At 67.6% G+C, this 20966-nt stretch carries 16 protein-coding genes; 8 read left to right on the top strand and 8 right to left on the bottom strand.

What is annotated here, in order from left to right; genetic code table 11:
- Positions 1-32: 32 nt before the first annotated feature.
- Complete coding sequence (locus tag E2651_RS09920; protein WP_135330681.1) at positions 33-1244, bottom strand: acyl-CoA dehydrogenase family protein; 1212 nt, start codon at positions 1242-1244, stop codon at positions 33-35.
- 12 nt (positions 1245-1256) lie between these two features.
- A complete protein-coding gene (locus E2651_RS09915; protein ID WP_135330680.1) occupies positions 1257-1748 on the bottom strand; it encodes an SCP2 sterol-binding domain-containing protein in 492 nt (163 codons plus the stop codon).
- A gap of 69 nt (positions 1749-1817) precedes the next feature.
- On the opposite strand from E2651_RS09915, the gene E2651_RS09910 reads away from it, so the two are divergent.
- From E2651_RS09910 to E2651_RS09900, 3 genes are all read left to right on the top strand, one after another.
- Entirely contained in the window at positions 1818-2453 is a 636-nt protein-coding gene (locus E2651_RS09910) for a TetR/AcrR family transcriptional regulator (protein WP_245238713.1), read from the top strand.
- A gap of 165 nt (positions 2454-2618) precedes the next feature.
- Positions 2619-4670, top strand: coding sequence for an AMP-dependent synthetase/ligase (locus tag E2651_RS09905; RefSeq protein WP_135330678.1), 2052 nt, complete (start codon positions 2619-2621; stop codon positions 4668-4670).
- Positions 4663-6519 carry a GMC family oxidoreductase gene (locus tag E2651_RS09900; protein ID WP_135330677.1) on the top strand — a complete coding sequence of 619 codons (1857 nt, stop codon included), beginning with the start codon at positions 4663-4665 and terminating at the stop codon, positions 6517-6519. The genes E2651_RS09905 and E2651_RS09900 overlap by 8 nt, the downstream gene beginning before the upstream one ends.
- Positions 6520-6550: 31 nt before the next feature.
- On the opposite strand, the gene E2651_RS09895 is transcribed toward E2651_RS09900, so the two are convergent.
- Positions 6551-7384, bottom strand: a complete 834-nt coding sequence (locus E2651_RS09895; protein ID WP_135330676.1) for a PIG-L family deacetylase — start codon at positions 7382-7384, stop codon at positions 6551-6553.
- 196 nt (positions 7385-7580) lie between these two features.
- Between E2651_RS09895 and E2651_RS09890 the strand changes: the two genes are divergently transcribed.
- Positions 7581-8459: a hypothetical protein gene (locus tag E2651_RS09890; protein ID WP_135330675.1), complete on the top strand. Its 879-nt coding sequence runs from the start codon at positions 7581-7583 to the stop codon at positions 8457-8459.
- A gap of 142 nt (positions 8460-8601) precedes the next feature.
- Positions 8602-9873, top strand: a complete 1272-nt coding sequence (locus tag E2651_RS09885; protein WP_167828752.1) for a cytochrome P450 — start codon at positions 8602-8604, stop codon at positions 9871-9873.
- A 42-nt stretch (positions 9874-9915) separates the two neighbouring features.
- On the opposite strand, the gene E2651_RS09880 is transcribed toward E2651_RS09885, so the two are convergent.
- From E2651_RS09880 to E2651_RS09870, 3 genes are all read right to left on the bottom strand, one after another.
- A complete protein-coding gene (locus E2651_RS09880; protein WP_135330673.1) occupies positions 9916-10389 on the bottom strand; it encodes a hypothetical protein in 474 nt (157 codons plus the stop codon).
- A 413-nt stretch (positions 10390-10802) separates the two neighbouring features.
- Positions 10803-11186 (bottom strand): hypothetical protein, encoded by a 384-nt coding sequence (locus E2651_RS09875; protein WP_135330672.1) that lies wholly within the window; start codon positions 11184-11186, stop codon positions 10803-10805.
- 746 nt (positions 11187-11932) lie between these two features.
- Entirely contained in the window at positions 11933-13354 is a 1422-nt protein-coding gene (locus E2651_RS09870) for a DUF234 domain-containing protein (RefSeq protein WP_135330671.1), read from the bottom strand.
- 169 nt (positions 13355-13523) lie between these two features.
- Between E2651_RS09870 and E2651_RS09865 the strand changes: the two genes are divergently transcribed.
- Positions 13524-14270 (top strand): hypothetical protein, encoded by a 747-nt coding sequence (locus tag E2651_RS09865; RefSeq protein ID WP_135330670.1) that lies wholly within the window; start codon positions 13524-13526, stop codon positions 14268-14270.
- Here the strand turns inward: E2651_RS09865 and E2651_RS09860 are convergent.
- Positions 14267-16687 (bottom strand): serine/threonine-protein kinase, encoded by a 2421-nt coding sequence (locus E2651_RS09860; protein ID WP_135330669.1) that lies wholly within the window; start codon positions 16685-16687, stop codon positions 14267-14269. The genes E2651_RS09865 and E2651_RS09860 overlap by 4 nt on opposite strands.
- A gap of 106 nt (positions 16688-16793) precedes the next feature.
- Between E2651_RS09860 and E2651_RS43875 the strand changes: the two genes are divergently transcribed.
- Entirely contained in the window at positions 16794-17579 is a 786-nt protein-coding gene (locus tag E2651_RS43875; protein ID WP_167828751.1) for an SAVMC3_10250 family protein, read from the top strand.
- Positions 17580-17591: 12 nt separating this feature from the next.
- Positions 17592-20003, top strand: a complete 2412-nt coding sequence (locus E2651_RS09855) for a protein kinase (RefSeq protein ID WP_135330668.1) — start codon at positions 17592-17594, stop codon at positions 20001-20003.
- A gap of 70 nt (positions 20004-20073) precedes the next feature.
- Here the strand turns inward: E2651_RS09855 and E2651_RS09850 are convergent, their stop codons facing one another.
- A complete protein-coding gene (locus E2651_RS09850; protein ID WP_135330667.1) occupies positions 20074-20931 on the bottom strand; it encodes a hypothetical protein in 858 nt (285 codons plus the stop codon).
- Positions 20932-20966 lie beyond the last annotated feature (35 nt).

The following is a 20966-nucleotide window of genomic DNA, read 5'->3' as shown; positions in this document are numbered from 1 at the left end:
GCAAACGCCGGACGGGCTGGAATTAGTCCGGTTCAGCGAATCTGCCGCCCCGAGATGGCCCTGGCGATCACGAGCCGCTGGATCTCACTCGTCCCCTCGAAGATCGTGTAGATCTTCGCGTCGCGGTACATCCGCTCCACCGGATGCTCCCTGCTGTAGCCCGCACCCCCGAGCACCTGCACGGCCTTCTCGGTCGCCGAAACGGCCAGTTCGCCCGCGCGCAGTTTGGACATCGAGCCCTGGCCCGCGTCGAACTGCTTGTCATTGCGTGCCATCCACGCCGCCTGCCAGATCAGCAGCCGTACCGCCTCGATCTCGGTCCGCAGATCGGCGAGGGCGAAGGCGATGGACTGGTTCTCGATGATGGGGCGGCCGAAGGCGACCCGCGTGCCCGCGTAGTCGAGCGCGTACTCGTACGCGGCTCGCGCGATGCCGAGTGCCTGCGCGCCCACGGTCGGCCTGCTCACCTCGAACGTCGCCATGGCCGCCTGGCCCTTGCCGCCGCCACCCCCACGGACGCGGGCGAGCCGCGCGTCGAGGCGCTCCTTGCCGCCGAGCAGGCAGTGCCCCGGCACGCGTACGTCGTCCAGGAACACATCGGCCGTGTGCGAGGCCCGCAGCCCCAGCTTCTTGATCTTCCGGGCGCCTTCGAGCCCCCGCGTGCCCGGCGGCACGATGAACGCCGCCTGCCCGCGCGACCCGAGGGCGGGGTCGACGGACGCGACCACGACGTGCACGTTCGCTATGCCGCCGTTGGTGATCCAGGCCTTCTGGCCGCTCAGGGTCCACTCGTCGCGCGCCTCGTCGTACGTCGCGCGCGTCCGCATCGCCGAGACGTCCGAGCCCGCTTCGGGCTCGGAGACGCAGAACGCCGCGACCTTGGGGTCGTCCTCGTCGCCGAAGCACTGCGGAACCCACTCGGCGAGCTGGTCGGGTGTGCCCGCCGAGAAGATCCCGGCCACCGCGAGGGACGTACCGAAGAGGGCCATGCCGATCCCGGCGTCGCCCCAGAAGAGCTCCTCGTTGGCGATCTGGAGGGAGAGGCCCGAGGGGTCGCCGAAGAGGTCGGCCAGGGACTCGAATCCGTAGAGGCCGATCTTCGCGGCCTCCTGGATGACGGGCCAGGGCGTCTCCTCGCGCTCGTCCCACTCGGCGGCCGCCGGGCGCACGACCCCGGCGGCGAAGCCGTGCACCCAGTCGCGCAAGTCCCGTTGCTCTTCGGTCAGTTCGAAGGAGAAGGGCATCGCGGGGTCACCTCACGCCTTGGGGATGTCGAAGTAGCGGGTGAGGCCGGAGGCGAGCGCCACATCACCGGCGATCTTGACCTTGCGCATCATGAACATCGTCACGGGGCTCGCGTTGCCGGAGACCAGCTTGAGGAACTCGGCGTCGGACATGATGAGCGTGACGCGCGGCTCGGCGTCCGAGCGGCCTTCGCGGACGGTGCAGGTGCCCTCCGCGATCTCCGTCTCGTACACGACCTCCTCGACGCCCGTGATCTTCCAGCGGATCAGCGCCTTGAGCGAGCCCGCCACGTCCGGCTTGAACTGCCGTTCCATGCGCGCGAAGACCTCCGCGAGGATGCGGGCGCGCAGCTCGCCGTCCTGGGCGATCTCGGTGATCTCCTTGCCGGACAGGCCCTTCACGATCTTCGCGAACTCCTCGGGGGTGACGCTCGCGAAGTCCAGACCGGCGATGCCCTCCGCGCCGCTTGCGCCGCCGATACCGCCGGTGCCGCTGTCCGCCATGGCAATCTCCTTACTCTTTAGTAAACTTACTGTTGGGTAAGATAGGCCCGACCTGAGAGGCTGGCAAGGGTGACGGTGAAGAGGAGTTCCGAGGGGCGTCGGCGGCGCGTTCCGCGCAAGGAGCGCGAGCAGCAGATCATCGATGTGGCGGTGCGGGTCTTCGCCAAGCGTGGCTATCACGCCGCGTCCGTGGACGAGATCGCCGAACTTGCCGGAATCTCCAAGCCGATGGTGTATCTCTACCTCGACTCCAAGGAAGGGCTCTTCCTCGCCTGCCTGCGCCGTGAGGCCGACCGCCTCGTCGCCGCCTTCCAGGGGGCCGCGCGGGCCGGGGGCGCGGCGCCCGAACTGCGGCTGCACGCGGGCCTTTCGGCGTTCTTCGGCTTCGTCGCCGAGCACCGCGACAGCTGGGTCGTGCTGCACCGTCAGGCATCGGAGCTGAGCGAGGCGATCGCGGCCGCCGTCGCCGACGCCCGCAGGGCGGTGATGACGCAGGTCGCGGGCCTGGTCTGGGACGGCATCACGGAGAGCGGCGGCGGCGCGCCGGGGGCCCAGCTCTCCGACGAGGACGCGGACTTCGTCGCCCACGCGCTGGTCGGTGCGGCGGACTCGCTGACCGACTGGATGGGCAGCCACCCGGACCAGTCCCCGGAGGGGGTCACGCTGCGGCTGATGAACATGGTGTGGGTGCCGGCGGGGGAATGAGCCCCCGGCGGACGCACCTCGCCGATTTCTTTCGCTGTCCGTACCAGTTCTTCGCTGTCCGCACCATTGAACTTTCCCTACGCTTGAGTAAGTTGACCTCCCGGTAAGTACGCATGCACCGCATCACCTCTGCACGTCAGCTGGTAGCCGGAGCCGGGAGCCGTCATGGGCGTACGCAAGGATCTGAAACGGGCACAACGCCACAGTGAGCTGGCGGAGCGCATCACCGTCGACATCGTCCGGGACGAGCACGGAACCGTGCGCGAGGCGAGCGTCGCCCCGCTAGCGGCCGGGGCCACCGCGGGCAGCACCGCCGACATCCCCTTCACCAACGCCGCCGAGGCGCCCGACGCCGTCGTCCTGCGCCGCAAGCAGGGCGACCAGTGGCGGCCGGTCACCGCGGCGGCCTTCGCGCGTGAAGTCACCGCCGTCGCCAAGGGGTTGATCGCCGCGGGGCTCGAGCCGGGCGGGCGGGTCGCGCTGATGTCACGTACCCGGTACGAGTGGGCCGTCCTCGACTTCGCGATCTGGGCGGCGGGCGGCCAGAGCGTGCCCGTGTACGCGACATCGGCGGCCGAGCAGATCGAGTGGATCGTACGGGACTCGGGCGCGCGGTTCCTGATCGCGGAGACCCCGGAGAACGTGGCGACGGCCGAGGCGGCGGTCGCGGACCTCGCCGACCTCGACAACCTCGCCGACCCTGCCGACCTCGACAACCTCGCCGACCCTGCCGACCTCGGCGACCTTGTCGAACCGCCGCGCGTCCTGTGCATCGACGACGGAGCGGTGCTCCAACTCGCGCAGGACGGCCGTGAGTTGTCCGACGAGGAGGTGACCAAGCGGCGGTCCGCCCTCACCCCGGACTCCATCGCCACCATCTGCTACACCTCGGGCACCACGGGCAAGCCCAAGGGCTGCGTCCTCACCCACGGCAATCTGCACGCCGAGGCCGCGAACACCGTCGACCTCCTGCACCCCGTCTTCAAGGCGATCACCGGCCAGGTCGCCTCGACGCTCCTCTTCCTGCCGCTCGCCCACATCCTGGGCCGCACCATCCAGATCGCCTGCATGCTCGCCCGCATCGAACTCGGCCACTGCCCGAGCATCAAGCCGGACGAACTCCGCCCCGAACTCCGGTCCTTCAGGCCCACGTTCATCGTCGGCGTCCCGTATCTCTTCGAGAAGATCCACGACACGGGGCGCGCGACCGCCGAGAAGATCGGGCGCGCCGCGTCCTTCGACCGGGCCGAGGGAATCGCGGTGCGGTTCGGCGAGGCGTATCTGAACAAGTTCCTCGACAAGGGCAGGTTCCTCGACAAGGGCAGGTTCCTCGACAAGGGCAGGTTCCTCGACAAGAAGGGGCCTCCCGGTCCTTCCGCCGGGCTCTACCTGGGCTGGGCGCTGTACGAGTTGCTCGTCTACCGGCGCATCCGCAAGGAGGTCGGCGGCAGGCTGCGCTACGCGATCAGCGGCGGCTCCCCGCTCGACCGCCGCCTCAACCTCTTCTTCTACGCCGCCGGGATCGTCATCTACGAGGGGTACGGCCTGACGGAGACCACCGCCGCCGCGACCATCACGCCGCCGCTGAAGCCCCGCCCCGGCACGGTGGGTCTGCCGGTGCCCGGCACCGCGATACGCATCGCGGACGACGGGGAGGTGCTCATCAAGGGCGGCATCGTCTTCGGCTCGTACTGGAACAACCCGGCCGCCACGGACGCCGTGCTGCGGGACGAGTGGTTCGCGACCGGTGACCTCGGGGCGCTCGACGGCGACGGCTACCTCACGATCACGGGGCGCAAGAAGGACCTCATCGTCACCTCCGGCGGCAAGAACGTCTCCCCGGCGATCCTGGAGGACCGGTTGCGCAGCCGGGCGCCGGTCGGCCAGTGCATCGTCGTCGGCGACAACCGTTCGTACGTCGCCGCGGTCATCACGCTGGACCCGGAGGCCGTCGAGCACTGGCTCGCCGTCCGCAAACGCCCCAAGGACACCCCGCTCGCCGAACTGTGCCGCGACCCGAAGATGATCGCGGAGGTCCAGAAGGCCGTGGACTACGCCAACTCGGCGGTCTCACGGGCCGAGTCCGTCCGGAAGTTCGTCATCGTCGAGGGCGAGTTCACCGAGGACAACGGGCTGCTGACACCCTCCCTGAAGATCAAACGGCACGCGGTGGCGAGGGCGTACGCGGGCGAGATCGAGGCGCTTTACGGTGCGTGAGGCGGCAGGGGATTCTCGGGCAGGGGATTCTCAGGAGGCGTACGACTTCGATGTGCTGGTGGTGGGGTCGGGGTTCGGCGGATCGGTCGCCGCACTGCGGCTGACCGAGAAGGGCTACCGGGTCGGTGTCCTGGAGGCGGGGCGCCGCTTCGCCCGCGCATCACTGCCCCGGAACTCCTGGGACCTGCGGAACTACCTGTGGGCGCCGGCCCTCGGTCTCTACGGCATCCAGCGCATCCATCTCCTCCGTAACGTCATGGTCCTCGCGGGCGCGGGTGTGGGCGGCGGTTCGCTGAACTACGCGAACACGCTCTACGTGCCGCCGCCCGCCTTCTTCGAGGACAAGCAGTGGGCGGGCATCACGGACTGGCGGGCGGAACTCGCCCCGCACTACGACCAGGCCCGGCGCATGCTCGGCGTACGCCAGAACCCGACCACGACCGAGGCGGACGAGCATCTGCGGGCGGCGGCGGAGCGGATGGGTGTGGCGGACACCTTCCGGCTGACGCCTGTGGGGGTGTTCTTCGGTGATGGGGCGGACGCGGGCGGCGACGACCGCGACATCGGGGGTGCTGATGGCGGCAGCGGGGGTGCTGGCGGCGGCTATGGCGATGGCGGTGCCGGTGGCGCCACCGGCACCAGTCGTTCAACGGGCGGACCGGGTGCGGAAGTTCCCGATCCGTACTTCGGTGGCGCGGGGCCCGCGCGGACGCCCTGCACGGAGTGCGGCTCGTGCATGACCGGCTGCAGGGTGGGCGCGAAGAACACCCTGACCGAGAACTATCTCCACCTGGCCGAGCGGGCGGGCGCGGAGGTCCGCGCGATGACGACGGTGGTCTCCGTACGCGAGACCGCCGGGGGCCACGAGGTGGCGACCGTCCCCACCGACCGGCGGCGCAGAGGCCCCCGCACCGTCCTGCGCGCCCGCCACATCGTCCTCGCCGCGGGGACGTACGGCACCCAGACCCTGCTGCACCGCATGAAGGACGAGGGCACGCTGCCCCGCCTCTCCCCACGGCTCGGCGGCCTGACCCGCACCAACTCCGAGGCCCTGGTGGGCGCGGTGACGTTCCCGCGCCGCTACCGCAAGAAGCACGGCGCGGGCCGCCCCCTGGACTTCACCCGGGGCGTCGCGATCACGTCCTCCATCCACCCGAGCCCCACCACGCACATCGAGAACGTCCGTTACGGCAAAGGCTCCAACCTGATGGCGCTGATCTGCGTCCCGCAGTACCGCCAGAACCTCCCCAAACCGCTGGCCGCCGTCCTCGCCTTCCTCTCCCACCCGGTGCTCGTGGCCCGCGTCGCCTCCACACACCGCTGGTCGGAGCGGACCATCATCGGCCTGGTCATGCAGACCCACGACAACTCCCTGACCACCCGCCTGGGACGCCGCCGCCTCCTCACGGCCGAGCAGGGCCACGGGGCGCCCAACCCGGTGCACATCCCGGAGGGCTGGGAGGCGGCGGGCCTGGTCGCCGAGCGCATCAACGGCTTTGCCGGGACCAACCTCGGCGAACTGCTCAACAAGCCCCTGACCGCGCACTTCCTGGGCGGCTGCCCGATCGGCGACTCGGCGGAAACGGGCGTCATCGACCCCTACCACCGCCTCTACGGCCACCCCGGCATCTCCGTCGTCGACGGCGCCGCGGTCTCCGCGAACCTCGGCGTGAACCCGTCCCTCACGATCACGGCGCAGGCCGAGCGCGCGATGTCCCTCTGGCCCAACAAGGGCGAGGCGGACGGGCGTCCGGCGCAGGGCGCGGGGTACGCGCGCGTGCCGGCGATCCCGCCCGACGCGCCCGCCGTCCCGGCGGGGGCGTACGGAGAACTGCGGCTACCGGAGTGAGGGCCTGCTGGGTAGTGGCCGGGTGGGCGGATCAGCGCAGTCCGGCGAAGAGATCGTTCTCGGGTGCGGCCGCGCCGGTGGCGTCCTTGACGCGTACGAAGGTCTCCACGCCCATCAACGCGCCGAACCTCTCCTTGCCCATCTTGAGGAAGAAGATGTTCTCGCCCTGACTGGCGTGCGCGGCCAGCGCGTCGAACTTCTGGCCACTGAACGCGGTGGTGTCCACCCACGTGGTGATCTCGTCGTCGGGGAGGCCGATCTCGGCCATCGCGGCGGCCTCGGCCGGATCCGGCTCCGGCATGTCCGGATGAAACTCGCGCATGAGCTCCCCGAACCGTTGCATCCCCGAGCGGGGCATCGTCGTCCAGTACACCTTCGGTGTCAGGTCGGTCATCTCCAGCGCCGCCATCGTGATGCGGTGGGCCTGGATGTGGTCGGGGTGGCCGTAGAAGCCGTTCTCGTCGTAGGTGACGACCACATCGGGCCGGTAGTGCCGCATGAGTTCCGCGAGCCGGGCGGCGCCTTCCTCCACGGGGGTCTGCCAGAAGGACCCGGGGGCGTCGTTGCTCGGCCAGCCCATCATCCCGGAGTCGGCATAGTCCAGCAGCTCCAGATCGCTGACCTGCAAGACGTCACAGCTCTCCTGGAGTTCTTGACGGCGCATCAAGGCGACGGCCGCCGGATCGTGCCCGGGATCGCCCGGCTTGACACCCTCCGGTCCGTCACCGCAACCGCCGTCGGTACACGTCACGAGAACCGTACGGATGCCTTCCGCCGCGTACCGCGCGAGGATCCCTCCGGTTCCGGTGGCCTCGTCGTCGGGGTGGGCGTGTACGGCCATGAGCGTCAAGGGCCGGTCAGTCATGAATCATTCCTCCTGCAGAAATATGTCTTGGTCTGTGCAACCGTGCCGACCGGACCGGCTGTTCCCGGCACGACCGCTTGCCCGTTCTTGGCGCACACGCGCTCAGTGGATACCACGTTGGAGTGCACCCACGGGTGAGGTCTGTGGTGACGGGAAGGATCTTGCCGTTCAGGCGGAGTTGCACAGCTTCAAGGCCGTGAATCCCGCGTTGCTCGCCGCGCGTTCCTACCCCACCGCAAGGGCGGAGGGACTCCAACTCGGCGCCGACACGGCCGCTTGGCTCTTCCTCTTCGACGACCAGGGCGATGAGGGCCCCTATGGGCGTGATCCTGAACTGTGGCTGGCACGAGCCGCGCACGTGGAGGCGTTGATCGAGGGCAAGCTGCCTCCTGAGGCAGTGGTGAGCCCCGCTGCACGGGCCCTCGACGATCTTCTGAGGCGTGCCTGCGTGGGCATGTCGGATGCCTGGAGCGCCCGGTTCCGGCACAACTTCCTTCAGTACGCGCGTACTTCGGTGAGTGAGGCATCGCGGCGGGCGGCCGCCGTCCCCCTCGACGTGCTCGGCTTCATCGCGCACCGGCGCGAGTCGGGTGCCATGAACATCGTCTTCGACCTCGCCGAGCCCATCGAAGGCACCGAAATCCCTTCCGAGTGGTACCGGCTGCGCGAGTTCCAGCATCCGCGGCTCGCGGCGAACGATGTCGTCTGCTGGCACAACGACATCGTCTCGCTGCGCAAGGAGCTCGCCCATGCCGACGTACACAACCTTCCCCTGGTCCTGCAACGCGCCATCGGATGCGATCTGCAGGAAGCGGTCGACCGTGCCGCGGTCATGACGCAGGCACGCATCGGCGACTTCATCACGGGTCGCGACCTGATGCTCCAGCTGTTGGACGCAACGGACCTGGACGCCGGCACACGCCTCGGAATCAGGCGCTGCCTGGAGGTCTACGGCGCCTGGATGAACGCCAATGCGGTGTGGTCGTTCGAGACCCGCCGCTACACAGACGTCTCCTCCGGCCGTCCGGGTGTCACCGTCCCTGCCTATATCGAACCGCTGCTGCGACCCGACTGACACGGCAGAGCTCAGGGCTCAGGGCTCAGGGCTCAGGGCTCAGGGCTCACGAGCCGCGGCTGTCGTGTGCCACAGGCGGTGTGATGGGCGCCCGGGATGTGCCAGGCAATCGCGCTTCTCTACGGAAGGAACCACCAACCCCATGCGACCAGGGAAGGCTGCAACGAGCCTCCAGCATTCAACTCCCGTAGCGCCGGGTGGACTTCCCCTGCTGGGGCATGTCGTGCCGCTGCTGCGCGATCCGTTCCGCTTTCTCACCTCGCTACCGGCGCACGGAGACGTCGTACGCATCCGGATCGGTCCCTTCCCCGCCTACGTGCTGTGCGAGCCGGAACTGACCCGGCAGGTGCTCGTCGACGACCGCACCTTCGACAAGGGCGGCATGCTCTTCGACCGTGTGCGTGATCTGCTGTTGGGCCATGGCATGGCCACGTGTCCCCACAGCGCGCACCGGCCGCTGCGACGACTGGCCCAGCCCGCCTTCCACTCGAACCGCCTACCCGGCTATGCGCAGGCGATGGCCGAGGAGATCGCTACGACCACCGGGCGCTGGCACGACGGCAAGGCCATCGACGTGCTGGCCGAGATGCACGAGCTCGCTGCCCGCGTCGTCGTCAGGACGATGTTCGCCGGACTTCCTCTGAGAGTCCCGGTCACCGCGGTCCTCAGCGACCTCATGGCCGTCTTCCCGGGCATCTACCAACGGATGATGGTGCCCCCGGCGCTGGAGAAGCTTCCCCTGCCCGGCAGCCGTGGATGGAACCGTGCGCGGCAACGGCTGCGCGGGGCCTTCGCCCAGCTCATCGACGACCACCGCACCCGTGGCACCGTCGAGGACGATCTGCTGTCCATGCTCCTGTCCGGAGCGAACAGTCCCGACACCGCGCATGACGTCCCGCACCTGTCCGGCGACGAGGTCGTCGACCAGATGCTGACCTTCTTCATCGGCGCGGTGGAGACGACCGCCGCCACGCTGGCGTGGGCGCTGCATCTGCTCGCAGGACACCCTGATATCGAGGAAGAACTGCATGCGGAGGTCGACGCGGTCCTGTGCGGAAGGGCTGCCGCTTTCGAGGACCTGGACAGGCTGTCGCTGACCGGGCGTGTCATCACCGAGACGCTGCGGCTGTATCCCCCGGGCTGGTTCTTCACCCGTACCGCCACCGCGGAGAGCACGGTCGGCGGCCACGTGATTCCCGTGGGGGCCACGGTCGTCTACAGCCCTTACGTCATCCACCACCTGCCCCATCTGTATCCCGAGCCGGACAGCTTCCTCCCCGGCAGGTGGGACGGTCAGAGCGACGCGGCCCACCCCAACCCGGCCCTCATCCCCTTCGGGGGCGGCGCCCGCAAATGGGCCAGCGACGACCCTTCCACCCCGGGCAACGTGCTCTTCGGACCGCTGCCTCGATGAGCGACACGCTACTGGTCGTACGGCGATGGGCGGATCGGCGCGTCACTGCTCATCGAGGGACGCCTGCCGGGCAAGGAACTCCTCGAACGCCGCCTTCTGCTTCGGATCCATGAAGCCTTGGCGGACATTGCGGGCCTTCTCCTCGAGCCAGTGCGCCTCGTCGGGGTCCAGTAGCTCGGCGACGACCACGCCCTTGCGGGCAACCGCCGTGCGCCCTCCTGCGCGACGACGAAAGAGCGTGAACGTGCCGAATTCCGCTGGGTGGGCCAGTTCCGGCTCCTCCGCCACAGCCCGGTTCTCGTCCCCAGCGCCGCTCATCGGGTAGGCGGTGGGGGCCCAATGCTCCCAGAGCGCCAGCGTGGCCGCGGGCACCAGCACCGCGCGTTCCGCCTCTTCACGCCCCTCCCACAGGAACGTGACAGTGACGGGCTCGCCGACCGCCTCGGCCAGCCCGAGCACCCTCTCCACCTCATCGTTGACCGGGTAACCCACCACGACATCTATCTGAATCCCCATGCGCCCGAGGCTACTGTCCGCCTCCGACATGCCGGCCCAAAGGTCCCGTACCTATGTTGTCCTGGCGGATCAGCAGAGTCCGAATGACAGCTGGGTCATCCCGCAGATTGTGATCTACAACGGGTCTAACCAGCCGGTCCGGAACATGCGCTGGTGGAGTGAGCCGTTTCGCCGAACACGATGCGGTAGATGTTCCAGCCGCCGCTGATCAGACTTCCGCCCCCTGGCCGGCGGTCCATCGCGCGATGCCGTCCGTTCATCCGTCGTGGCGGTATCAGCGCAGTTCGCCGTCCGGTGTGATGGCGTAGATGGCGCCCGTAATGTCGTCCGCCATGACTCCTCCCGCTTCTTGTGTCGAGCGGCCATCCGCTGCACGCCACGCACGGCAGAGCGCTTGCGCGAAATCTCTCTGCCTACTCTTCTTCGAGTTCGGGCCCGCCGAAGGAGGCCAGGGCCTCTTCCGCTTCTGGCGCGTCACTACTGAGCGCATAGGTGCCCGTCTTGGCTTGGCCTTGGAGAGGCGTAGCGGTCGTCAGGACTACTTTGTACATACCTGGACTTAGGTTGGACCAGATATGGTCATGCGATGCTCCGTCCGCTGGCAGGCTTACGGGGCCACCTACGGTGCCGCCCAGGCGGTGCAGCTGCGCTGTGATGTCACCTCCCGGATCATGGGGCGACATCAGTGTGATCTGCAGGTTCAACGCCGGAAGGCCTCGAATTTCCACACCTCTCGTCGAGCCTTCCCTCGTGAACCGAAACTTGATGTGCCCCACGATGATCCTGAACCCGCTCATTTCGCCTCCTTAGTTGATGGCGCATCAAAAGCCTCCGAAATGGCTGGAATGGGAGGCGGTCAATGGGAGCCCTGCAGTGCAGTCCATGGGCAGCTCAGCTAAGAGTGCGCTAGTCACCGGAAGAGGGGATGTCATTCAACGGCTGGTGGACTGTCGGAAATACCTTCAACTACACGGTAGCTCTGATGTGGAGGGCCCGCGAGATGAATTGATCATCACCGGGGACGCCACTGCCTCACGGACGGAGGTTCCGCTGACCCTTGCGAGGCTGGGCGGGCGCGTCTACGGGTCGGCTGAAGCCCCTATCGCGGGGCGTCCTGCGGTTCGGGTCGGAACCACCGACCTTGACGCGCAGACGACCAAGATCTCGTGGCAGGTCACGGACGTACAGAACTCGGACCAAGCTCAGTTCGAAGCGCGGCCCATGCACTTCCCGGGGCCCCGCGGCCTCCTCCCGTCGCCGATCCCCAAGCCTTCAGTTGATGAGCCACCTTCATCGGCGAATGGTGAGAGGTCGTACGACTCCCGTGCAGGAGGGCCGAACAAGGATGGACTGTGCGCCCCCGGCAGGACTCGAACCTGCGGCCAAGCGCTTAGAAGAAGCCCGATCCATCACCGGTCGACGGGTCCTGACCTGCGCGCTTCTTGGATGCTGACGGGTCGTCATGAGTTTTGTGGGATGTATGTGGGATGACCTTGGTGCCGCAACTGTGGCACCTTGCCCCGCATGGTGAACGCGGCGCGAGTCAGGCCCAAGCGTCAAGCAGCTCTTCCGGGGTGAGGGTGTGGATGCCGTCGGCGGTGCAGCCGCTGCGGGTGACGGCGATGAGAGGGGTGTCGTCGTCGGCGCCGGGGAGTTGGCTGCGGTGGGTGATGAGGCGGGCCAGGTCTCGGTGGTCGAAGGGTTTGCTCTCCAGCCACTTGATGGACCCGGCGAAGGTGATCTTCTTGGCGATGGGGGACCGGTCCGCGCCGATGAGGTCGATTTCAGGGTCGTTGGTGCGGGTCCAGTAGCCGCCGATGGTGTGGGTGCCTTCGGGGAGGTGGTCGTCGGCCAGACGCCAGAGGGCTTCTCGGATGACGGGTTCGATGGCGCGGCCGCGCCAGGATGTCCAGCTGGTACGGATGGCATCCAGGACGCGGTCGCCGCGGCCGCGTTCGACGGTGGGGATGCCAGGGCCGATGAAGGAGAGCCAGAAGCGCAGGTAGGGGTCGTCGATGCGGTAGCGGGTCTCTCGGCTGGGCCGGGTGGACAGGGGAAGGTCGGCGGCGACCATGCGGCGGTTGGTGAGGAGTTCGAGGGAGCGTTTGACGGAGCCGGGGTTGAGGTCGCCGGCGGCGCGTCCGATGAGGGTGAAGGTGCGTTCGCCGTGGCCGATGGAGCCCAGGACGGTACGGGCTTGGGCCTCGGTGGGGAACTCGGCGGCCAGGCTTCGCTCACCGCTGACGAGCAGGGCTGAGGTGGGTCGGCTCAGGGACTGCCGCAGGTAGTCCCAGAGGTCGGCACCGTGGGGCCATTCCTCCAGGAGGAGGGGCAGCCCGCCCGTGACGAGGTAGGCGTCGAAGGCGTCGGCGGGCGACAGGTCGAGCATGGTGGCGACGTCGTACGGGGTAAGTGGGGGGACGACCATCTCGGTGCCGCGTTGGTAGAAGGGGCGTCCGTAGGTGTTGAGCTTTTCCATCATGGCGATGTCGGAGCCGATGAGGATCAGCAGTACGGGGAGCTTGGACAGGGTCCGGTCGAAGGCTTTCTGGAGGGCGCCTTCGAAGGTGGGGTCCTCGCGTACGAGGTAGGGCATCTCGTCCAGGACTACGACGCTGGGTGTACCCGTGGGCAGGGCGGAGGCAAGCAGGCTCAGGGCCGCGTCCCAGGTCTTGGGGGCGGTGAAGTCTGCGAAGCGGGACACGTCAGGCAGGCTGGAGGCGGCTACCTCGGTGGTGAAGCCCGCCAGATCTTCCTCTCTCGAGCCGCCGACGGCGGTGAAGAAGACGTGGGGGAGTTCGGCTTGTTCCAGGAACTCCTCCACCAGGCGGGACTTGCCGACCCGGCGACGCCCGCGGATCAGTACCGCTCGCCCCGGTCGTCCGCCGCGCCCGCCCGTGGCGACCGGCTGTAGAAGGTCTTCCAGGAGTCCGAGCTCGGTGCGGCGTCCGATGAATCCGTTCATGGGGGTGTTGCCTTCCGTGTCCGACCCAGCGATGAGCCAGAAGCTTGCCTCAATGATACTTTCTCTGATGCAAGTATCATTGCTGTAGGTGTTTGATGCAAGACCATCGGCGGTGGATCATGGACCTAGGGAGGTCGCCGATGGAGTCCGTCGGTGCCCAGGTCCGGTGGTGGATCTCGGCAGCGAGGGACGCTGGATCGAGATATCGGTCATGGACACCACGTTTGGCGTCCGTATCTGGCAGATCGAGACGTCCTCTGGGCGGCGGCGCGCGTCGTATCGGGTGTGCTGGTCGGTCGCCGGCCGGAAATTCCACAAGAGCTTCCAGGCTTTCGGGCTCGCCGACGGCTTCCGTGCGGAGCTGCTCACCGCGACGCATCACGGGACACCCTTCGGTAAGTCCACCGGTCTTCCCGAACGACATGAACCCACCGGGGAGACGGTGTCCTGGTACGACTTCGCCTGCGAGTTCGTCGACGCACGATGGCCGAACGCCGCGGGCAATCAGCGCAAGAACGTGGCCAAGACCTTCATGGCCACCACCGTCGCGCTCCTCCCACGCTGGTCTGCGGGCGCTAGGCCGGTCGAGGTGCGGACCGCGCTGCGGGAGTGGGCGTTCAACACCGAGCGGAGCCCCCGCGCCCCGGCGGACGTTGTGGTCGTTCTGGACTGGGTGGCCCTCCATGCGCCCGCCATGAGCATCTGGGAGGGTCCGGCCGCCGTGGACAAGGTGCTGAACGCACTGGCCACGCTTCTCGACGGCCGTACTGCTGCAGTGATCGCGAGCGGTACTCGAGTGACGCTCCCGACGGGCAGTGGGGTCTGGTCGGTGCGGCCTGAAAGGTCCTGGCCGCCAGTGAGCTCGAAAGGAGGAATCGAGTTCCCCGCCAAGTGGTCAATATGGCCGGTCCCTTAGCGGGCGTGCAGGACTTTCAACGGGTCTGTGTGAAGCCCCGCGACAAGAAGCCCCAAGGCGGACCGAGGGCGAAGAGGGGCAACGGTAGCCATCGTTGCGGTTATGTGGGTGAATGTGTCATTCGGTGGCATGAGGGTGAAGACTGGTGTGTCCGCTTCGGTCAAGTCGGTGCTGGGAAACCCGAGGGCAAGGTAGCCGTCGCCCGAAACGGTCTGGGGATCTGGATACTCAACCTTTCCCAAGATTTCGGCGTCCGCGGGGTTCAGTGAGTTGCACTTCACAGTCGAGCTGTCTGTCGCAGCCAGAGTGCATAGGGCAGTCGGACTCAGCGAGTCGTATGCGAGGAGTTTCACGCCCACCTCTTCGGCTGTCAGTAGTCGCCCCGTATAGCTGTTGGGGAGCATCTTCGCCCACAGTTGCTTGCCCGTATCCATGTTCACGGCCACCACGCCGGTGGCCAGTTTTGAGTCCATGGGCACCATAAAGTACAGGGTGTTTTTAAACATGCGAATTTCGCTGTTCAAGCTGTCGGCTGTGAGCATGTTCGAAGTGCCGGTCGATATGACTGGGACGAGCTTGGCCGAGTCGGCGCGCAAGGTGTAGAGGGTGTCGCCATTAAGATCCGCACTGCAGCCGATCAGCAAGTGGTTGGCGCCCGTGACCAGGAAGTCCATGGTCTGCGCGGTTGAACTGACGTTGACAGGACTCGGTTCATCACCCGTCGGGTCGCAGCCCGAGAGGTTCGCCACCGTAGAAGCCGAAGAAGGGGATCTTCCCTTGAATGCGAGCAGTTTGATACGGGTGTAGTCATCGCACAGTCCGAGCGTGTAAACAGTGCCGCGAAATTCTTGTACTTTTCCGGCGAGGAGGACGCACTCGTTGGGCATGGGGTCGCCGTCATAGTCTGTCGACCAGTTGACGGTACCGGTGTGGAGCGCAACATTGATGAGATCGGTTCCGCTGTCGAATGTGGATGCTAGCGATGCGGTTACGGTGCCGTTGCCGATGGAGAGGGAAGTGTTGGTTGTCCCGCCGAAGGTGCCAGTTTCCCCGCTGATAACACCTGTGACAGCCTTGGCCCAATTCAGGGTGCCGGAGGAGAGTGAGATCGTTTGCAGATGGTCGCATTCCGGGCCGTAGTCCGGGTCGTCTGTGCCGTAGGTCAAGGCGCCTATACCTTCGGAACTGTGACGGCTCATCGCGCACAGTGCGCTGCCTCTGGGGGGCAGCCAGGACCAGACCTTCGCCCGGGTGGCAGGGTCGTACGCCGTCAGTCCGGTCGTGGTCCCGAGCACCACGCTCGAGGGTGTGGTCCACAGACCTACGTAGTCACCTGCCGCGCCCTTCGTCAACGACCAGAAGGCTCCCGGCGACGATGAGGCGCCCGGTTGGTTTCTTCGCGTGCCGGAGTCTGCCGGCTCGTGGGCAATGCCGATGCAGATCGCTGCCAACAGGGCGAGCGCGCCGACCCCGCGGTGGACGGCCGAGGCAGGTCGGCGGAGGCGGAGGCGGAGACGGGGCCATGGGCGAATCCAGGTAGGTGGCCCTCCGAGGTCAGGGTCGGGGTCGGGGTCGGGTCCGGGGGCTTTGGGCGGTCGGGCCAAGGTCTCGTGCAGACGCACCAACAGGCTCTCGGCGGTGGGCCGTCGCGCTGGATCCGTCGCCAGGCACGCGGAGATCGAATCCCGTAGGAGGTCGTCGTCGAGCCGGCTCAGGTCGGGTTCGGGGTGCGCCGTGGGGCGGTCCAGTGCGCTCGCCCCGCCCCGGCCGCGCGGAGCCCTGCCCGTCGCCATGAAGTAGAGGACCGCGCCGAGTGCGTAGATGTCCGATGCCTCGGACGGGGCCGCGCCCAGCAGCCGTTCCGGTGCGGTGTACGGGGGTTCGGCCGTCAGCCGGACCGTGTCCGGGGCCAGTGCGCGCGGCACCGCGAAGTCGATCAACCGCGGGCCGTCCTTGCGGACCAGGATGGTGGACGGTCTGAGGTCGCCGTGGAGCACCCCGGCGCGGTGCAAGGCGCCGAGCGCCTCGGCCAGTGCTGCCGCGAGCCGCTGCGCAGAGTCGGCCGACGGTGGTCCCTCCGCGGCGATCAACTCTTTCAATGAGCGCCCGGCGAGGTGGCCGGCCGCCACCCAAGGGGTTGTCGCGTCGGTGTCCGCGCCGACGACGGGTACGGCGAAACCCCCGCTCACCAGCTGAGCAGCCGCGACCTCACGCCGGAGCCTGGCGCGGAATGCGGGATCGCGCGCCACCTCGGCATCAACCACCTTGACGGCGACTCGGCGGCCGCCCGGAGACTGTGCCAGGTACAACCGGCCTGCCGCGTCCGCTCCGAGCCTGTTGAGCAGGAGATAAGGCCCTACCCGTACCGGATCGCCCTCGGCAAGCGGCTCTTCTTCGCCGAACCCGCTCTCGCTCATCGCCCCGCCTCAATATCCCGCCCGTCGGCCCGATGAGTCGTTGCCGCTGTGCGATGATGATTCAACTGTGGCTGATCACACGGTAGTTGATAGGGAGAGGGGCGATGTGCGGGAGCTCGTCTACTTGTCGGAGCAGAAGCTTCAGCGCATGTTCGTGGCTTCGGGCCGGGGCGTTGGGGCGCCGAGCGCTGAGGCGGCCGTTGGCCTACCTGGACTCTCCGTCACACTGACCACCGCGTCGTCGACGCCGGCGCCGGACGGCCTGGCGGATGCGACCCGCAAGCTTGACAAGGTGATTCGGTTCCTCAAGCGGAACCACCGTCCTGTCGACTTCGCCGCACAGGGAGTCCGGACGGGCCACTGGGTTTCGTTCGACTTGCCGATGGGGTGGGGCATGGGTCCGGAAGCCGCCGAAGCTTCGGACGGCATCGCGTTGTTCGTCGGGACGGCGTCGGCCGTTGCCGAGAGGCCGGGCAGCGCCACGGGACTTCTGCTGTGCGGTTCCGCCGGCCACTTCCGCCACCGCACCGTGACCGCCTCGCGTCCCGGGTCCGACCGGGACGCCATGTATCAGTACCTGGCCGACCTTGAGGCCGCCGGGGACGACGAGGCCGGACCTGAGGCCGCGTCCCGGGCCGATCGGGCACCGGACAGGACCGACCTGGACGTGCGTGTCGTGTGCAGTGCCTTCGACGCCCTGTCCGGACACTGGCCACCCCCGGAACGCGGCCGAATGCGAGGCCACGCACGGGTGTTGCTCACTGCCGATCATCCGGGCCGTTCGACACGCCTCGTCGTCGCGACGCCTCTGTATGTCGAGAATCCGCCTCCGCGCCTTCCGTCCCGATGGTCCCGTCTTTGGCGTCGCGGCCAGGCCCGTACGGGTTCGTGAGGCGGGCGCGCTGTGATTCCCCTGTCGCGTGACGATCCGACGGTGATCGGGCCCTACCAACTCCTGCAGGTGCTGGGCGAGGGCGGCATGGGCAGGGTGTACCTGGCCAGATCGCCCGGCTTCCGGCTGGTCGCCCTGAAGGTCATTCACCGGGAATACGCGAAGGACCCCGGCTTCCGAGAGAGATTCCGGCGAGAGGTCACGGCTGCCGAGAGCGTCAGCGAGTTCTGCACCACGCCAGTGATCGATGCCGATTTCGGAGCCGAGCAGCCATGGCTGGCCACCGGCTATTTTCCCGCTCCTTCCTTGGAAGAATTCGTCGACCGGTCCGGCCGCATGACGGAACCCGAGCTGCGAGCACTGGGCGCCGGCCTCGCCGAGGCGCTCGCGGCGATTCACCAGGCCGGACTCATCCACCGCGATCTGCACCCTGCCAACGTGCTACTGACACGAGAGGGACCGCAGATCATCGACTTCGGGATCAGCAAGGCGCAGGACACGACGCGCGTTACCCGCACGGGCGCGATGATCGGCACGCCGGGCTACATGTCGCCCGAGCAGATCGTCCGGGAGCCTTCACCCGCGCCGGTCGCTGCCACCCGGGAATCCCGGGTCGGGCAGCCCAGCGATCTGTTCGCGCTGGGCTGTGTACTCGCTTTCGCTGCTACGGGATCGGACCCGTTCGGCCCCGGAAATGCCAGGGCTCGCTTGCGTCGTACGGTGCACGAGGAGCCGAGTCTGGAATGCCTGCCGGGCTCACTCCGTCCGGTCGTCGCAGCTTGTCTCGACAAAGAGCCCGCGCGCCGTCCGGGTGTGGCCGCCCTCCTCGAGAAGCTCTCGCCCATCGATCCGCAGGCCCTTCAGACCCCCCGGCTGCGGGGCGAACTCGACGAGCGTGAACGACGCGCGGACTTGATCAGCAGAGGCCCTGTCCACCAGCTGCCGGAGGAGAACCAAGAAGACCAAGGGGAGAGTCCTGCCGGAAAGGGCGCCGCGGGCAACGGCGTTCGTCCGCCGGATTCCGCGTCGAGGCCCCGCGGGCGCACCCGCCTGGCCTGGATCCTGGCGGGAGCGGTATCCCTGCTGACCGTCGGCGGCATTCTTCTTGCCTATGCGTTGTCCGGCTCGGGGTCCGGTTCGGGCACGTCGGACACCCCCAGCGCCAAGCCGAACTCCCCTTGGTCTCTGACCGTGCGCCAGGCCGACGCGCTCACGAGCATGTGGAGCACCTCCTCGCGCGTGGTATTCGGGTCCCCTTCCGGTCTGACGGCGTACAACCCGGATACCGGAGCGAAGTTGTGGTCCTGGAAGCCGCCCGGGAACAACGGAATTCTGTGCAACATGAGCCACACGACGTCCGACGGGATCGGCGCCATCACCTTTGGAACGTTCAACAACACCGTCGGCATGGAGGAGTGCGACCGGCTGCAGACGATCTCCGCGTCCTCGGGGGAGCTCAACTGGACCAAAGAGATCAGTCTGAAAGGCCACGGCTCGACGGAACTCCCGAACCTGGCCGGCGGCGAATCCCTTTCCATCGGCGATGGAGTGGTGAGCGCGCCCTTCGCCGGCGGCACTGATCTGATCAGCGTGGCCGTCGACACCGGCAAGGTGCGTTGGTCCACGGGGCCCGCGGAACCCGGAATCAACGCAACGGTCGACGGATGCTCATTGAGCGGCCTGGCGCAGGTGCTCAAGGGCGTCGTCTACGCTCTCGGCCAGTGCGTAGACGGTCAAGGGGAACTCCTCGCATTCCGTGAGGGTTCGACGCCCTCGGTCACGCGAGTCGCGGCACTGGACGGCTGTACGGGCGTGTCCAGTGCCACAATCTCGGGGTTCCTGACGGCGAATGAGGATTACCTCTTGATCGGCTGCGGCGGCGGCTCTCCAGCGTCCAGCGTCTACACCTTGGCTGCTGGGTCGGGAACCCCGAGCGCAGTGGATCTGTCCGGTGTTGCCGTCAGCAGCATCGGAGCTCTCTACAAAGGCGGTCTGCCGCCGGTGAACGTCCTTATGGCCGACAGCACGTTGTACTTGCTGAAAGGCCAGAACACTCCCCTCGGAGGGAAGCGGGACGGCGTCGTCGCGGTCGACATGGCAACGGGCAAACAACGGTGGGCGAGGACCGTGGCCGGAGCCTCCTCGGTGCGCCTGCTGGCGGCGGCCGGATCGGCTGTCTCGATCCTGGCACGGGGGGCGGGGTCGCCCGCGCTGTACAGCCTGGCTGCGGCGAACGGCGATGCTGCCAAGAAATACGAACTGAACACGTCGCAGGCCGACACCTTCAACAGCCCTTACGCGTCGCAGACGCCGTATGCCGTGGCCACGCGCTCGCATCTGGCCATCGGCATTCCCTGGGCGCTCAAACCGGATCAGACGGTCCTCGTCGTCCTGCCGGCGGCACCGTCGGTCGATGTCCTGTGATGCGCGTCTGCCCGGCCGTGTCCGCGGGTCCCGCAAGAGCCGTGCGTGCCCGTCACGCCGGTCACGCTGGTCAACGCAGGGATGTGAGTACGTCGCGGGCGAGTGCCGACAAAGCGGCTTCCGCCTCCCGCCGGGAGACCGGCGCTCCTGTGCCTTCGCGAGTTGCGGAGTAGCTGACCGTGAACTCGGCGGTGCCGGAGAGGACGACGACTTCGGCCTCCGCGCTTTCCGGAACGGTCGAGATGCCGTAGTAGAAGTGGGCTTCGTCCCCAATTTCCGCGAGCGGGTGCGAAGCTTTGAGGGTGATGTGATCGCCGTCGAATTTACTCGCGATGGCGTCCTTTTCCGTTCTGTAGCTGTCCCGCACGAGCGCAAAGGTGTGCGCGGCACTGTCCTTTTCTGAGCTGTACGTGTCCAGTACGCCGGAACCGATGCGGAGATTGAGATCGATACTCACCTCTCTGCTCGTCCCGGTGCTCCAGGAGGGCATCCGGATGGTCAGTCCAGGTGTGATCGGCCTGTCGAACGGTGACGGGGTGCAGGTGGCCCCGGGTGCGTATGCGTCGATGGTCGTCGGCTTTATCAGCGAGCATCCATCGGGAGCGTCGGTGAAGAACCGCCCGGAGTTCGCCTGAGGCTTCTTGGCCGATTCGCTCCCGCCTGAGCCGTTGAGGGCGAGGACAACGACAATCCCGCACGTCACTGTCGCCGCACCGCCGCCGATCAGCCACAGCAGCTTCTTGCGGCGGGCCGAGACGAGCCTGCCGGGCGGCCGCACCCCCGGCCGGCTTTCGCCCTGCGACGGTTGCGACAGCCCCGGCCACCACAAGGGTGAGCCTGGCGAGGAGCCCGCGGACCGCGACGACAACTCGGGAGTCGTCGGCCGCTCTGCCTCATCCTGCGGGACCCTTGGCGATGTGTCGTCCATCGCGAACTCTTCCTGTGTAGGCGGGATGCCCACAA

This window comes from Streptomyces sp. MZ04 (assembly GCF_004684775.1).
In the GTDB taxonomy this organism is placed as follows: Bacteria; Actinomycetota; Actinomycetes; order Streptomycetales; family Streptomycetaceae; genus Streptomyces.
Note: the sequence above shows the minus strand (reverse complement) of the source record. Positions and strands in the feature narration are given on the sequence as shown.

What these genes read in the sequence shown, in the direction of transcription:
- E2651_RS09920 (WP_135330681.1), bottom strand. Translation starts at nt 1,244, where the DNA reads ATGCCCTTCTCCTTCGAACTGACCGAAGAGCAACGGGACTTGCGCGAC.
- E2651_RS09915 (WP_135330680.1), bottom strand. Translation starts at nt 1,748, where the DNA reads ATGGCGGACAGCGGCACCGGCGGTATCGGCGGCGCAAGCGGCGCGGAG.
- E2651_RS09905 (WP_135330678.1), top strand. Translation starts at nt 2,619, where the DNA reads ATGGGCGTACGCAAGGATCTGAAACGGGCACAACGCCACAGTGAGCTG.
- E2651_RS09895 (WP_135330676.1), bottom strand. Translation starts at nt 7,384, where the DNA reads ATGACTGACCGGCCCTTGACGCTCATGGCCGTACACGCCCACCCCGAC.
- E2651_RS09885 (WP_167828752.1), top strand. Translation starts at nt 8,602, where the DNA reads ATGCGACCAGGGAAGGCTGCAACGAGCCTCCAGCATTCAACTCCCGTA.
- E2651_RS09880 (WP_135330673.1), bottom strand. Translation starts at nt 10,389, where the DNA reads ATGGGGATTCAGATAGATGTCGTGGTGGGTTACCCGGTCAACGATGAG.
- E2651_RS09875 (WP_135330672.1), bottom strand. Translation starts at nt 11,186, where the DNA reads ATGAGCGGGTTCAGGATCATCGTGGGGCACATCAAGTTTCGGTTCACG.
- E2651_RS09870 (WP_135330671.1), bottom strand. Translation starts at nt 13,354, where the DNA reads ATGAACGGATTCATCGGACGCCGCACCGAGCTCGGACTCCTGGAAGAC.
- E2651_RS09860 (WP_135330669.1), bottom strand. Translation starts at nt 16,687, where the DNA reads ATGAGCGAGAGCGGGTTCGGCGAAGAAGAGCCGCTTGCCGAGGGCGAT.
- E2651_RS09850 (WP_135330667.1), bottom strand. Translation starts at nt 20,931, where the DNA reads ATGGACGACACATCGCCAAGGGTCCCGCAGGATGAGGCAGAGCGGCCG.